The organism is Klebsiella sp. JB_Kp031, from assembly GCF_040064295.1.
Taxonomy (GTDB): domain Bacteria; phylum Pseudomonadota; class Gammaproteobacteria; order Enterobacterales; family Enterobacteriaceae; genus Klebsiella; species Klebsiella quasipneumoniae.
The window spans coordinates 1-13,607 of the sequence record NZ_JBEAJW010000035.1; the positions used below are offsets into that span (position 1 = coordinate 1).

Annotated in this window: 13 protein-coding genes and 1 tRNA gene; 9 read left to right on the forward strand and 5 right to left on the reverse strand. The window is 57.6% G+C overall.

Annotated elements, in window-relative coordinates:
* Positions 1 to 154 precede the first annotated feature (154 nt).
* Positions 155 to 242 (reverse strand) — tRNA-Ser (locus tag ABLV64_RS16280).
* Positions 243 to 510: 268 nt separating this feature from the next.
* Between ABLV64_RS16280 and ghrA the strand changes: the two genes are divergently transcribed.
* The 6 genes from ghrA to ABLV64_RS16310 all read left to right on the forward strand — a co-directional run bounded on the left by ghrA (position 511) and on the right by ABLV64_RS16310 (position 4,778).
* Positions 511 to 1,449, forward strand: a complete 939-nt coding sequence (gene ghrA / locus ABLV64_RS16285) for a glyoxylate/hydroxypyruvate reductase GhrA (protein ID WP_004204524.1) — start codon at positions 511 to 513, stop codon at positions 1,447 to 1,449.
* Positions 1,450 to 1,537: 88 nt separating this feature from the next.
* The gene (locus tag ABLV64_RS16290) at positions 1,538 to 2,275 is read left to right on the forward strand and encodes a phosphatase (RefSeq protein WP_004204525.1); all 738 of its coding nucleotides are present in this window, start codon (positions 1,538 to 1,540) and stop codon (positions 2,273 to 2,275) included.
* A gap of 22 nt (positions 2,276 to 2,297) precedes the next feature.
* Positions 2,298 to 2,852 (forward strand): molecular chaperone, encoded by a 555-nt coding sequence (locus tag ABLV64_RS16295; RefSeq protein ID WP_004204526.1) that lies wholly within the window; start codon positions 2,298 to 2,300, stop codon positions 2,850 to 2,852.
* Between the two features lie 103 nt (positions 2,853 to 2,955).
* The gene (locus ABLV64_RS16300) at positions 2,956 to 3,438 is read left to right on the forward strand and encodes a DUF1097 domain-containing protein (RefSeq protein ID WP_004204528.1); all 483 of its coding nucleotides are present in this window, start codon (positions 2,956 to 2,958) and stop codon (positions 3,436 to 3,438) included.
* A 152-nt stretch (positions 3,439 to 3,590) separates the two neighbouring features.
* Positions 3,591 to 4,118, forward strand: coding sequence for an O-acetyl-ADP-ribose deacetylase (ymdB, locus tag ABLV64_RS16305; RefSeq protein ID WP_348843399.1), 528 nt, complete (start codon positions 3,591 to 3,593; stop codon positions 4,116 to 4,118).
* A 66-nt stretch (positions 4,119 to 4,184) separates the two neighbouring features.
* The gene (locus tag ABLV64_RS16310) at positions 4,185 to 4,778 is read left to right on the forward strand and encodes a TetR/AcrR family transcriptional regulator (protein ID WP_023317905.1); all 594 of its coding nucleotides are present in this window, start codon (positions 4,185 to 4,187) and stop codon (positions 4,776 to 4,778) included.
* Between the two features lie 34 nt (positions 4,779 to 4,812).
* On the opposite strand, the gene mdoC is transcribed toward ABLV64_RS16310, so the two are convergent.
* Positions 4,813 to 5,973, reverse strand: a complete 1,161-nt coding sequence (gene mdoC / locus ABLV64_RS16315; RefSeq protein WP_217324994.1) for a glucans biosynthesis protein MdoC — start codon at positions 5,971 to 5,973, stop codon at positions 4,813 to 4,815.
* 251 nt (positions 5,974 to 6,224) lie between these two features.
* Between mdoC and mdoG the strand changes: the two genes are divergently transcribed.
* The 3 genes from mdoG (at position 6,225) to ABLV64_RS16330 (ending at position 10,593) form a co-directional block, all read left to right on the forward strand.
* Positions 6,225 to 7,778, forward strand: a complete 1,554-nt coding sequence (gene mdoG, locus ABLV64_RS16320; protein WP_004140751.1) for a glucans biosynthesis protein MdoG — start codon at positions 6,225 to 6,227, stop codon at positions 7,776 to 7,778.
* Entirely contained in the window at positions 7,771 to 10,299 is a 2,529-nt protein-coding gene (gene mdoH / locus ABLV64_RS16325; RefSeq protein ID WP_017900745.1) for a glucans biosynthesis glucosyltransferase MdoH, read from the forward strand. Before mdoG ends, mdoH begins: the two co-directional genes overlap by 8 nt.
* Positions 10,300 to 10,365: 66 nt before the next feature.
* Positions 10,366 to 10,593 (forward strand): YceK/YidQ family lipoprotein, encoded by a 228-nt coding sequence (locus tag ABLV64_RS16330; RefSeq protein ID WP_004204534.1) that lies wholly within the window; start codon positions 10,366 to 10,368, stop codon positions 10,591 to 10,593.
* On the opposite strand, the gene ABLV64_RS16335 is transcribed toward ABLV64_RS16330, so the two are convergent.
* From ABLV64_RS16335 to ABLV64_RS16345, 3 genes are all read right to left on the reverse strand, one after another.
* Positions 10,594 to 10,980 (reverse strand): MysB family protein, encoded by a 387-nt coding sequence (locus ABLV64_RS16335; RefSeq protein ID WP_002898981.1) that lies wholly within the window; start codon positions 10,978 to 10,980, stop codon positions 10,594 to 10,596. It lies immediately after the preceding gene.
* Between the two features lie 91 nt (positions 10,981 to 11,071).
* A complete protein-coding gene (gene mdtG, locus ABLV64_RS16340) occupies positions 11,072 to 12,310 on the reverse strand; it encodes a multidrug efflux MFS transporter MdtG (protein WP_004204535.1) in 1,239 nt (412 codons plus the stop codon).
* Positions 12,311 to 12,481: 171 nt separating this feature from the next.
* The gene (locus ABLV64_RS16345; protein ID WP_348843398.1) at positions 12,482 to 13,402 is read right to left on the reverse strand and encodes a Kdo(2)-lipid IV(A) acyltransferase; all 921 of its coding nucleotides are present in this window, start codon (positions 13,400 to 13,402) and stop codon (positions 12,482 to 12,484) included.
* Positions 13,403 to 13,607: the final 205 nt, after the last annotated feature.

The window sequence follows — 13,607 nt, forward strand, 5'->3', positions numbered from 1 at the left end:
TCGCTCGCCCCTGCGGGGCAGCCCGCTCGCGGGCTCGCGGTCTGTCCAACTGGCTGCGCCAGTTGTCGAACCCCGGTAGGGGGTTCTCATCCCCCCCAGCGGAGAATATAAAAGAAAAGAGCCCGTACTTGCGTACAGGCTCTCATCTTGAATATGGCGGTGAGGGGGGGATTCGAACCCCCGATACGTTGCCGTATACACACTTTCCAGGCGTGCTCCTTCAGCCACTCGGACACCTCACCATATTGTCTTTCCCGTTGTTGTCGGGAACGGGCGCTAATGTAGGGAAATACGTATCGCCCGTCAATCAACTTTTTGCAAAATCAGCGCGTTTAGACAAACTTCGAACAACTTGCTCCTTAAACGTGCGAAATCCGTTTTTTTTGTCGCCACTCCCTTTTCACTTTGCGACAAGGGGAAATTTGTTATGCTGGCAAACCAATAGAAAACAATGAGTAAAATAAGACGCCTGCATTAACCTGCTCCGGGCGTCTGCTATCAGGAGCCACTATGGAGATTATTTTTTACCATCCGACCTTTGATACCCAATACTGGATCCGAGAGCTGGAAAAGCAGTTACCCGGCGCGCGAGTACGCGAGTGGAAAGCGGGCGATAACCAGCCGGCGGACTATGCCCTGGTCTGGCATCCACCGGTAGAGATGCTGCAAGGCAGGGCGCTGAAGGCCGTGTTCGCCCTTGGGGCGGGGGTGGATTCGATCCTTAGTAAGCTGCGCGATCATCCGGATATGTTGCCCTTGTCGATCCCGCTGTTTCGTCTCGAAGATACCGGTATGGGACGGCAGATGCAGGAGTATGCCGTGAGCCAGGTGCTCCACTGGTTCCGCCGGTTCGATGACTATCAGGCGTTGAAGTTGGCTTCCCGCTGGCAGCCGCTGCCCGAGTACCGCGCCGACGAATTCACCATCGGGATTATGGGCGCCGGCGTGCTGGGGGCGAAGGTTGCGGAAAGCCTGCAACCCTGGGGATTCCCGCTTCGCGTCTGGAGCCGTAGCCGTAAATCCTGGCCGCAGGTACAGAGCTTTGCCGGCCAGGCCGAGCTGGGTGGATTCCTGCAGGGGACCCGCGTCCTGATCAACCTGCTGCCGAATACCGCCGAAACCGTCGGTATTATCAACCAGACGCTTTTGGCGCAGCTGCCTGATGAGAGTTATCTCCTCAACCTTGCCCGCGGCGTGCATGTCGTAGAAGAGGAGCTGCTGGCGGCGCTGAACAACGGTAAGCTCAAAGGCGCGATGCTCGATGTCTTCAGTCGCGAACCGCTGCCGCAGGAGAGTCCGCTATGGGCGCACCCGCGGGTGGCTATGACTCCCCACGTGGCGGCAGTCACCCGCCCGATGGAGGCAATTGCCTATATCGCCGGGACCATTAGCCGGCTGGAGCGAGGGGAATCGGTTAGCGGTCAGGTCGATCGTCAGCGCGGTTATTAAGATAAGCAAACCCCGCCACGGCGGGGTTTTTGCTAATCAATAGCCCGGTTTCCTGCTATTCTTGCGGCAAACAGAAGAGGAGAATGTGATGTATCCCGTTGACCTGCACATGCATACCGTCGCCAGCACCCACGCCTACAGCACCCTGCACGATTATATTGCGGAAGCAAAGCGTAAAGGGATCAAACTCTTCGCCATCACCGACCATGGCCCGGATATGGCGGATGCCCCGCATTACTGGCACTTCGTTAATATGCGCATCTGGCCCCGCCTGGTAGACGGGGTGGGGATCCTGCGCGGTATTGAGTCGAATATTAAAAATATCGAAGGTGAGATCGACTGCTCCGGGCCGATGTTGACGTCGCTCGATTTGATCATCGCCGGATTCCACGAGCCGGTGTTTCCGCCGCAGGATAGCGCCACCCATACGCAGGCGATGATTGCCGCGATGGCCAGCGGTAAAGTGCATATGATTAGCCATCCCGGTAATCCGAAATTCCCGGTGGATATCCCGGCCATTGCCGAAGCGGCGGCCCGTTACCAGGTGGCGCTGGAGATCAATAACTCCTCTTTCGTTTCATCGCGCGTGGGCAGTGAAGATAACTGCCGTGCTATCGCCGCCGCGGTGCGCGACGCCGGAGGGTGGGTGGCGCTGGGCTCGGACTCTCATACGGCGTTTACCCTCGGAGAGTTTACCGAGTGCCGCAAGATCCTCGATGCTGTCGATTTCCCGGAGGAGAGGATCCTCAACGTTTCTCCGCGTCGCCTGCTCGACTTCCTCGAGTCGCGTGGTATGCCGGCGATCCCGGAATTTGCTGACCTTTAATTTGTATAACTGGAATAACTGAATGAACGAGTTTTCAATCCTCTGCCGCGTGCTGGGTTCGCTGTATTACCGTCAACCGCAGGACCCGCTGCTGGTGCCGTTGTTTACCCTGATCCGCGAGGGCAAACTGGCCGCCAGCTGGCCGCTTGAGCAGGACGAGCTGCTGGCGCGTCTGCAGAAAAGCTGTGAAATGCAGTCCCTGGCGACGGACTATAATGCGCTGTTCGTCGGTGAAGCCTGCAGCGTTCCGCCGTACCGTAGCGCGTGGGTGGAGGGTTCCTCTGAAGCGGAGGTCCGGTCTTTTCTGAGCAATCACGGCATCCCGACAGGAGAAGGTCCGGCGGATCATCTTGGATCGCTGCTGCTGGCCGCCTCCTGGCTGGAGGATCATGCCACAGAAGCGCAGAGCGAGACGCTGGAGCTCCTGTTTGCCGACTATATCCTGCCGTGGTGCGGGACGATGCTGGGGAAAGTCGAAGCGCATGCGCACACACCGTTCTGGCGCACCATGGCGCCGTTAACCCGCGACGCCATCGCCGCGATGTGGGACGAGCTTCAGGAAGAAGATGAGCAATAAAATGTGATTTAAGTCACTATTATAATGCAACTGAAATCAAGTTCATTCATTTAGTGTGTTTTAGATCGCATTCTTTCGGTGCGTATCTGCTAGGATACGCGCCATGAACATACTCTTCGCAATCGCATTAACGACGGGCATTCTCTCCGGGATTTGGGGATGGGTGGCCGTCGCCCTCGGCCTGCTGAGCTGGGCCGGTTTCCTCGGCTGTACGGCCTATTTCGCCTGCCCGCAGGGCGGTCTGAAAGGCCTGGCCATCTCCTCCTGCACGGTAATGAGCGGCGTTGCCTGGGCGTTGGTGATTATCCACGGTAGCGCGCTGGCCCCACAGCTGCAGATCCTCAGCTATATGATGACCGGCGTCGTGGCCTTTCTGATGTGCATCCAGGCGCGACAGACGCTGCTGTCGTTTGTCCCCGGCACCTTTATCGGCGCCTGCGCGACCTTCGCGGCAGATGGGGACTGGCGTCTGGTGATCCCTTCCCTGGCGCTGGGCCTGGTCTTTGGCTATGCCATGAAGAATAGTGGCCTGTGGCTGGCGGCCCGTGCGGAAAAGCAAAAATCGTTCGCCAACGACAACGCCTGAACGGCGGGACGATGATATCAACAGGACCCTCAGGGTCCTGTTTTTTTTAACTTCTTGTCGCCGGCGCTGCGGGATAATCTTGCTCCCGGGGGCGGGTATGCCCTAGTATCGGCAGAAAGCCGTACCCACGCGCTATGCCGACAGGAGGAGAAATGGCTGTTCAACCTGAAGTAATTCTCGGCGATATTACGACGCTTGATGTCGATGTGATTGTGAATGCGGCAAACCCCTCGCTGTTGGGCGGCGGCGGGGTGGATGGCGCGATCCACCGGGCGGCCGGTCCCGCGTTGCTGGCGGCCTGCAAGCAGGTGTTGCAGCAGCAGGGCGAATGTCCCCCAGGTCATGCGGTGATCACGATAGCGGGCGATCTTCCCGCCAGCGCGGTGATCCATACCGTGGGTCCAGTCTGGCACGGCGGCGACCGCATGGAGGCGCAAACCCTGGCCGATGCCTACAAAAACAGCCTGCATCTGGCGGCGGCAAACAACTATCGCTCCATTGCGTTTCCGGCGATCAGCACCGGCGTGTATGGCTATCCGAAAGAGGAAGCGGCGGCGATCGCCGTGCGCACCGTGACCGCGTTTCTCACCCGCTATAACCCGCTTGAACGGGTCCTGTTCGTCTGTTTCGACGAGGAAACGGCAGCTATCTATCGTCGCCTGCTGGCGGCATGCCCCTGATTAAGCAGAATAGGCTATGATAACCGCCGATATTGACAGGAATGATGGATTGCAGGAGGGAGCAGGGTGTCAGAAGGAAAAGTACAGCAGAAGCAGCAGGCGCGCCGCGCGGAGATCGTTGCCGCTGCGCAAAGATGTTTCGCGGCGAAGGGATTGCATGGCGCCTCTGTCGCGGATATCGCCCGCGAGGCGGGTCTGAGCGTCGGTCAGCTGTATCGCATTTTTGCCAGCAAGGAAGCGATCATCGAAGCGATTGTCAGCGAAATCGTCAACGCCAGAGTCGGCGAGATGATCGATGAGAACCACAATCTGGCGCGAAAAGCGGCGGTGCTGGCGGGCAGGATCCCGACTTCGGCAGCCACCAAAAGCGACAATTATCTGTTGATGGAAATTAACGCCGAAGCCTCGCGCAACCCACGCTTGCGCGAGATCCTGGTGCAGGCCGACCGGCGGTTGAAAGAGGAGGGCGGGCGTTTGTCGCAGCGTTATCATCCCGGGCTCAGCGATGCGCGACGCAATGCCGCTTCAGAGCTCATCGCCGTTCTGACGGAGGGGGCAGCCTACCGCTGTGAGCTGAGCGCATCCACCCCGGTCGATAAAGCGGATTTAGAAGCCCTGTATAACATGATCTTCGACCGGCTGTTTGAGGAGCAAGCGTAGCGCGGCACGCCAGGCGTGCCGCAAAAGCTAAAGATTAACTGGCCGAGGCCGGGGTTTTGGCCGGTTTGTTCATCGGTTTACCGGAGAACAGGAAACGCAGCAGCGGAATACGCAGGTGAATTTCGTACAGGATCAGGGCAATACCCACCACAAAAACCAACCCGCCAATAAAGCCTAAGGTATTCGACTTGATGGCCGGGGTGATCCACGCCCCGTACAACAGCGTCAGCGGATGGTGCACCAGGTAAATAAACAGCGAAGCATTGACGAAGTAGGTCACCCGCGCCGACTGGAAATTCAGCAGGCGATGGCCGAGCGAGAAGATCACATTCACCATCCACAGCCCCAGCACCATGGTGATCACCGATTCCGTTTCATACATCCAACCGTCGCCAGATCCATACTGCTGGTTCAGGCGGTAAGCGATGAATCCCAGCAGTGACGCCACGCAACACCATGGCGACGGGGTGGTGAACATCGCCTTTAAGCGCGGGTTAATAAAGGTCTGCGCCCCGAGCACAAAGAAGGGCAGATAGAACAGCGTCTGCATGACCACAAAGTTAAACAGACCATTGCTCAGCAGGGGCGGGTAGATCACGAATAATGACCGACGGATCAGCGCGTAAAGCACCCCTAGCGCAAGGAAAATCATCGTCAGCTGGCCCATAGTGACAGTGTCACCGAAAGCGTGAGCACCTCCTGCCGGGCGGCGCGTCAGCCATTTGAACAGCACCACGCCCAGCGAAGTCAGCACCACCAGGACCAGCAAAAACCACAGGTGGGAAATGAGCTCCCACGCCAGGGTGTTGAATTTGTCGTACCCGGAAAGGGTGTGCCAGTTTTCCGCCTTGCCGTTGACGTACTGCAGCATAATAAACTGCGGCAGCGTCAGCAGCGGGATGGCGGTCAGCATCGGAATGCCGACCCGTTCGACGCGCACTTTCCACCACTTTTTCAGCGGGTAGCGCAGGAACAGCATATAGGAAAAATAGCCGGAGATGACGAAGAAGACCTGCATGCGGAAGGCATGAATGAAATCATTAAACAGCGTCAGCCACCACGAGGGCTCAGCGCTGTTGACATGCCAGCTGTGGCTGGAATAAATCAGCGAAATGTGAAAAGGGATCCCCAGCAGCATCAGCCAGGCGCGGATGCTGTCGAAAAAATATTCACGCTGTACCGGAGTATTATTCATACGATTCACGACAATCTCAGATAATTCGTCTTATCACTCAAGATGATAACGCTTACATTATCAGCAACCCTACATGAACTCGGGGTACCTGTCTCCAGGATAAGCACGCAAAGTGCAAACGGGACTGCGAACTGTTTATTCCCTGCGCCGCTACGCTGAACAAAGCAGGGATTATGTTGTCGGATTGCCTGAGTTTCCATTAAAATAGATCGGATCGATTTAAGCACACAAAGGGGGAAGTGCTTACTTATATGAAACATAAACCACAGATGATGAAAATGCGTTGGTTAAGCGCAGCCGTAATGTTGTCCCTGTGTACTTCATCTGCATGGGCATTTAGCATTGATGACGTTGCAAAAGAGGCCAAAACGTTAGCCGGGAAAGGCTATGAAGCGCCAAAGAGTAACCTGCCCTCCGCTTTCCGCGATATGAAATACGCGGACTACCAGCAAATTCAGTTTAATCACGATAAAGCTTACTGGAATAACCAGAAAACCCCATTCAAGCTTGAATTTTACCATCAGGGTATGTACTTCGACACGCCGGTCACCATCAATGAAGTGACGGCCACCAGCGTGCGCAAAATTAAATATAGCCCGGACTATTTTAACTTTGGTAACGTTCAGCACGATAAAGACACGGTGAAAGACCTTGGTTTCGCCGGCTTCAAAGTACTGTATCCGATCAACAGCAAAGATAAGAACGATGAAATCGTCAGCATGCTCGGTGCCAGCTACTTCCGCGTGCTGGGGCAGGGTCAGGTATACGGTCTGTCCGCGCGCGGTCTGGCTATCGATACCGCGCTGCCTTCCGGCGAAGAGTTCCCGCGTTTTCGTGAGTTCTGGATCGAGCGACCAAAAGCCACCGACAAGCGTCTGACTATCTATGCGCTGCTGGATTCGCCGCGGGCAACCGGCGCCTATCGCTTTGTGATCATGCCGGGACGCGACACCGTGGTGGATGTCCAGTCCAAAGTTTACCTGCGTGACAAAGTGGGCAAACTGGGCGTGGCGCCGCTGACCAGCATGTTCCTGTTCGGTTCCAACCAGCCTTCTCCGGCGCTCAACTATCGTCCGGCGCTGCACGACTCCAATGGTCTGTCGATCCTGGCGGGCAACGGCGAGTGGATCTGGCGTCCGCTGAACAACCCGAAACACCTGGCCGTTAGCAGCTATGCGATGGAAAACCCTCAAGGGTTCGGCCTGCTGCAGCGCGGCCGTCAGTTCTCGCGCTTCGAGGACCTTGACGATCGTTATGACCTGCGCCCGAGCGCCTGGATCACCCCGAAAGGGGAGTGGGGCAAAGGGAAAATCGAACTGGTCGAAATCCCGACCAACGATGAAACCAACGATAACATCGTGACTTACTGGACGCCGGATCAGCTGCCGGAGCCGGGCAAGGAGATGAACTTCAAGTACACCATCACCTTCAGCCGCGATGAAGACAAGCTGCATGCGCCGGATAACGCGTACGTTATGCAGACCCGCCGCTCTACCGGCGACGTGAAGCAGTCGAACCTGATCCGCCAGCCGGACGGCACCATTGCTTTCATTGTCGACTTTACCGGCGCCGATATGAAAAAACTGCCAGCGGATACCCCGGTCGCCGCCCAGGCGAGCACCGGCGATAACGCTGAAATCGTTGAAAATACCGTGCGTTACAATCCGGTGACCAAAGGCTGGCGTATGATCCTGCGTTTGAAGGTGAAAGATCCGAAGAAAACGACGGAAATGCGCGCCGCACTGGTTAACGGTGATGACACGTTGAGCGAAACCTGGAGCTATCAGCTGCCTGCCAATGAATAAGATAACGAAGTACATTGACGCATTGCCGCTGTCGGACGCCGAGAAATCGGCGCTGCCGGACACCAGCCTGCAGGCCGTTCATCAGGCCCTTGATGACGAACATCAGACCTTCGCCCGCGAAGACGACTCCCCGCTGGGGTCGGTCAAGGCGCGGCTGGCGCACAGCTGGCCGGATTCGCTGTCTGGCGATCAGCTGGTGAAGGATGATGAAGGCCGCACCCAGCTGCATGCGATGCCGAAAGCCAAGCGCTCCTCGATGATCCCGGACCCGTGGCGTACCAACCCGGTTGGCCGCTTCTGGGACCGTCTGCGCGGACGCGATGTCACGCCGCGCTATCTCTCCCGCCTGACGCAAGAAGAGCGCGAGAGCGAGCAAAAATGGCGTACCGTCGGCACCATTCGTCGCTACATCCTGCTGCTGCTGACGCTGTCGCAGACCGTGGTGGCCACCTGGTACATGAAAACCATTCTGCCTTATCAGGGCTGGGCGCTGATCAACCCGGCCGACATGGTGGGGCAGAACCTGTGGATCTCGTTCATGCAGCTGCTGCCGTACGTGTTGCAGAGCGGCATTCTGATCCTCTTCGCGGTGCTGTTCTGCTGGGTTTCCGCTGGCTTCTGGACCGCGTTAATGGGCTTCCTGCAGCTGTTGATCGGTCGCGATAAGTACAGTATTTCCGCCTCGACGGTCGGTGACGAACCGTTGAACCCGGCGCACCGGACAGCGCTTATTATGCCGATCTGTAACGAAGACGTTGACCGCGTGTTCGCCGGGCTGCGGGCGACCTGGGAGTCGGTGAAAGCCACCGGCAACGGCGCCCATTTCGACGTCTATATCCTCAGCGACAGCTATAACCCCGATATCTGTGTTGCTGAGCAAAAGGCGTGGATGGAGCTGATTGCCGAAGTGCAGGGCGAAGGGCAGATCTTCTACCGTCGTCGTCGTCGTCGCGTGAAGCGTAAGAGCGGCAACATCGATGATTTCTGCCGCCGCTGGGGCAGCCAGTATAGCTACATGGTGGTGCTTGACGCGGATTCGGTAATGACCGGAGAGTGTCTGAGCAGCCTGGTGCGTCTGATGGAAGCGAACCCGAACGCCGGGATCATCCAGTCATCCCCACGCGCCTCGGGCATGGACACGCTGTATGCGCGTTGCCAGCAGTTTGCCACCCGGGTGTATGGTCCGCTGTTTACGGCGGGTCTGCACTTCTGGCAGCTGGGGGAGTCCCACTACTGGGGACATAACGCCATTATCCGCGTGAAGCCGTTCATTGAGCACTGCGCGCTGGCGCCGCTTCCGGGCGAGGGCAACTTTGCCGGGTCAATTCTGTCGCACGACTTTGTTGAAGCCGCGCTGATGCGTCGCGCCGGCTGGGGCGTGTGGATTGCCTACGATCTGCCGGGCTCTTATGAAGAGCTGCCGCCGAACCTGCTGGACGAGCTGAAACGCGACCGCCGCTGGTGCCAGGGCAACCTGATGAACTTCCGCCTGTTCCTCGTGAGAGGGATGCACCCGGTCCACCGAGCGGTATTCCTTACCGGCGTGATGTCCTACCTGTCAGCGCCGCTGTGGTTTATGTTCCTTGCCCTGTCGACAGCGCTGCAGGTGGTGCATGCCCTGACCGAGCCGCAGTACTTCCTGCAGCCTCGTCAGCTGTTCCCGGTGTGGCCGCAGTGGCGTCCGGAGCTGGCTATTGCGCTGTTCGCCTCGACCATGGTGCTGCTGTTCCTGCCGAAGCTGCTGAGTATTATCCTGGTGTGGTGTAAGGGGCCGAAGGAGTACGGTGGATTTATCCGCGTGACGCTTTCCCTGCTGCTGGAGGTTCTGTTCTCGGTCCTGCTGGCGCCGGTTCGCATGCTGTTCCACACCGTCTTCGTGGTCAGCGCCTTCCTCGGCTGGGAAGTGGTGTGGAATTCGCCGCAGCGTGATGATGACTCCACGCCGTGGGGAGAAGCCTTTATGCGTCACGGCTCGCAGCTGCTGCTGGGGCTGGTATGGGCGGTCGGAATGGCATGGCTGGATCTGCGCTTCCTGTTCTGGCTGGCGCCGATTGTCGTATCGCTGATTCTGTCGCCGTTCGTGTCGGCTATCTCCAGCCGGGCGACCGTGGGCCTGCGCACCAAGCGCTGGAAGCTGTTCCTGATTCCGGAAGAGTATTCGCCGCCGCAGGTGCTCAAGGATACCGATGCGTACCTGACGCTGAACCGTCAGCGTTCGCTGGACGATGGCTTTATGCACGCGGTGTTTAACCCGTCGTTTAACGCCCTTGCCACCGCGATGGCCACCGCGCGGCACCGTCAGGGTCATATCCTGGAGATCGCCCGCGAGCGTCATGTCGAGCAGGCGCTGAATGAAACGCCGGATAAGCTGAACCGCGATCGTCGACTGGTGCTGTTGAGCGACCCGGTAACCATGTCGCGTCTGCACTATCGCGTATGGGCCGCGCCGGAGAAATACTCCTCGTGGGTGAACGCCTATCAGCAGCTGGCGCTTAACCCGCTGGCGCTGAAAACGAAATAAGCCGTACGTTAATGAAAATACCGGCAGCGATGCCGGTATTTTTTTATCTGAAAGACGAGGTTGTGGATGCGAATACTACCGATCATTGCCATGGCGCTGCTGCTCAGCGGCTGCGGCAGCATTATCAGCCGGACGGTGCCCGGGCAGGGGCATGGCAATCAATATTACCCGGGCGTGCAGTGGGACGTTCGCGATTCAGGATGGCGCTATCTCACCATTCTGGACCTGCCGTTCTCGCTGGTATTCGATACGCTTCTGCTGCCGCTGGACGCCAGCCACGGGCCCTATAACTGATTAACGCTCGTCCCACTCGTCGGCCGCCGTCTGTCCCTCTTCGGTGTCCAGAGAGGGCTCGAGCTGGAATTCACCTTCATCCCACTCATGAAGCGTATTTTCCTCCAGCCACTCCTGACGGAGCTCTATCTCATCATAATCCCCATCGAAGACGCTCTGCGCGGCTTCGCCGCTAAGCATCGGTAAGCATTCGCCTTGTTCCTCTTCGTCAGCAAAAAATTCGGCCTGCCAGGCGATATCGCCATCCTGCAGCACATACTTTTGAATATTGAGCTGCTCAACGTTAGCGCTCTCTTCATCGCTGTCAGGGTTGTTGGCGAGAAATTCTTCACGTGCTGCATCAATAGCTTCTTCGAGCGTGGCATAGAACATCGAATCCTTTGGCATAGCGAATCTCCTGAGAAGAATATGAATTGAACACGATTCAATCTATAGAAGGCGCTTGGCAAGGCGTCAAGGGGCTGAGCCCCTCTGGACGTTAATTTACTGAATGGCGGTCGGGCTGCGAGGCGTCCGCGGCTGGTCGGCGCAGGCTAAGGGTCGAATAGATCGCGTTAAACAATACCACTCCTGCGGTGACAAGGAAGACGGCGCGAAAGCCGTAGTTGGCGGAAACCGAGGCGCCGATCAGGGGGCCGGTGACGTTGCCAATATCACGAAATGACTGGTTATAGCTGAAGATCCGCCCGGAGATCTGGCTGGTGGAGTTATACACCAGCAGGGTTTGCACTGCCGGCAGCAGCGCGCCGTCCGCGGCGCCGAGCAGGAACCGCAAGATACCTAACTGCAGCGGGGTCTGGACGAACGCCATCGGGATCAGCAACAGCACCGAGATAATCAGCGCCACGATGAGGATTTTTTCCGGTCCGATACGATCCCCCAGTTTGCCCAGACGGGGGGCGCTCATCAGGGCGGCAATGCCCGGCACTGAGGCGATCATCCCGCTGATAAAGGCGATATTGCTGACATTACCCGCCAGATCGCGCACGTAAAGCGTCAGGATCGGCGCAATGGAGCCGGTGGCGACCTGGATGATCAGCGAGGTGACAAACAGACTGAGCACCAGTTTCGGATTCTGCAGAGAGGAGAATACCGCCTTCGCGCTGAGCATCTCTTTTTTAGCAATTGGGACAAAATTTTCACGGATTAAAAACAGGGTAAACAGAAAGCAGATAAACAGCACCGCGGCGGTCATAAAGAAGACGGTACGCAGGCCCCAGTGGTCTGCCAGGAAACCACCCGCCAGCGGGCCGAGCAGGGCGCCGCTTACCGCGCCGGTTGACAGCGTGCCCAGCGCCCAGCCGCTTTTATGGCGTGGGATCTGGGTGGCGATCAGGGCGTTGGCGTTGGGAATAAAGCCGCCCAGCAGGCCGAGTAGCGCGCGCAGCAGCAGAAACTGCCAGATATTCTGCGCCATCCCCATCAACATCATTACGATGGCCATCCCGAGGGCTGAACGCAGCAGCATGATTTTACGTCCCTTGCGGTCAGCAAGTCCGCCCCAGAACGGCGAGGCGATGGCGGAGAAGAGAAAGGTAATGCTAAAGACCAGCCCGGACCACATGTTCAGGGCGCTATGGCCGGTGACGCCGAGTTGTTCGACATAAAGCGGCAGAAAGGGCATGACCAGGCTGAAGGCAGCGCCGGTTAAAAAGCAGCCAAGCCAGGTGACGGTCAGGTTTCGTTTCCAGTTAATGGGGGTATCAGCAGACGACATAGGGTTCCACTGGCCTGCGCAGCAGGTCAAATTAAGAGAAAATATGAGCCTGCTAATTATGCGCCTGGGAAATAAATGCCGCAATGGAGGAGAGCTTTTAAAGCTAAAGCAGAGCGTAAAGCCTGAGCGGTGGGGATTCCCGGCCGGGAGGCGCGCGGCCGGGAAAGGGGATCAGTAGCGGGAGGGCGTCCCCTCGGGGCGGGTTTTAAAGCGGCGATGGAGCCACATATATTGTTCCGGGGCCATCATAATGCACTGCTCTACGATCTTGTTCATCCACGCGGCGGTGGTTTCCGCGTCGTCCAGCGGCGGGGAGCACTCTGGCGGCAGGATAATCAGTTCATAACCTTTACCGTCCGGTTTACGGCGTGGAACAAAGGGCACGATGCAGGCTTTGGACATTTTCGCCAGCATCCAGGTGCCGGAGGTGGTCGCCGCCTGGTCAACGGCAAACAGTGGGGCGAAGACGCTGGCGGTCGGGCCGTAATCATGATCCGGCGCGTACCACACCACCTCGCCTTTTTTCAGCGCGCGGATCATACCTTTCAGATCCTTGCGGTCGATCATGTCCTTGTTGGAGCGCAGCCGGCCCCAGGTCTGCAGCCAGTCGATGACCGGGTTATCGTTGGGACGATAGACGCCAATCCCCGGCTCGTTCATGCCGAACATTCGCGCGCCCATTTCCAGTGTCAGGAAATGAATGCCGATCAGCAGAATGCCGCGCTGCTGCGCCTGCACATCGCGAATATGCTCAAAGCCGATGGTGTCGGTCCAGCGGGCGATTCGGCGAACTGGCCAGAACCAGGCCATACCGGTCTCCATCAGCCCCATGCCAACCGATTCGAAGTTCATCACCACCATCCGGTGACGTTCCTGCTCGCTTTTCTCGGGGAAGCAGAGCTCAAGGTTGCGATAGGCGATCTTCGCCCGGCGCTTCATAAAGCACATGGCCAGGCGGCCGATGGCGTTCCCGATGCGGTAGATCAGCGGGTAGGGCAGTTGGACAACCAGCCACAGCAGGCCGATACCCAGCCACAGCAGCCAATAGCGCGGATGCAGCAGCGCCGGAGAAAATTTAGGCAAATGAGTCATTTCATACCCGTATCAGTAAGCAACATCTTATATTATCGCATTTTTTTACCGGCCAGCCAAAGGCGGCGACAGCCACATTGTTTTGTTAAGTGGGGGGCGACCGGGTGAGAAAAATGTAGCGTAAAATGTAGGGATGTAAATTAATAAGCTTTGCTATATCATGCCCGCCGTTTATTTCCTCATTTCTATGTCGAGCAGGTACACC

Bases quoted from the DNA above. Each gene is read 5' to 3' on its own strand.
- ghrA (WP_004204524.1), top strand. From the start codon at position 511: ATGGAGATTATTTTTTACCATCCGACCTTTGATACCCAATACTGGATC.
- ABLV64_RS16290 (WP_004204525.1), top strand. From the start codon at position 1,538: ATGTATCCCGTTGACCTGCACATGCATACCGTCGCCAGCACCCACGCC.
- ABLV64_RS16295 (WP_004204526.1), top strand. From the start codon at position 2,298: ATGAACGAGTTTTCAATCCTCTGCCGCGTGCTGGGTTCGCTGTATTAC.
- ABLV64_RS16300 (WP_004204528.1), top strand. From the start codon at position 2,956: ATGAACATACTCTTCGCAATCGCATTAACGACGGGCATTCTCTCCGGG.
- ymdB (WP_348843399.1), top strand. From the start codon at position 3,591: ATGGCTGTTCAACCTGAAGTAATTCTCGGCGATATTACGACGCTTGAT.
- mdoC (WP_217324994.1), bottom strand. From the start codon at position 5,973: ATGAATAATACTCCGGTACAGCGTGAATATTTTTTCGACAGCATCCGC.
- mdoG (WP_004140751.1), top strand. From the start codon at position 6,225: ATGAAACATAAACCACAGATGATGAAAATGCGTTGGTTAAGCGCAGCC.
- mdoH (WP_017900745.1), top strand. From the start codon at position 7,771: ATGAATAAGATAACGAAGTACATTGACGCATTGCCGCTGTCGGACGCC.
- ABLV64_RS16330 (WP_004204534.1), top strand. From the start codon at position 10,366: ATGCGAATACTACCGATCATTGCCATGGCGCTGCTGCTCAGCGGCTGC.
- ABLV64_RS16335 (WP_002898981.1), bottom strand. From the start codon at position 10,980: ATGCCAAAGGATTCGATGTTCTATGCCACGCTCGAAGAAGCTATTGAT.
- mdtG (WP_004204535.1), bottom strand. From the start codon at position 12,310: ATGTCGTCTGCTGATACCCCCATTAACTGGAAACGAAACCTGACCGTC.
- ABLV64_RS16345 (WP_348843398.1), bottom strand. From the start codon at position 13,402: ATGACTCATTTGCCTAAATTTTCTCCGGCGCTGCTGCATCCGCGCTAT.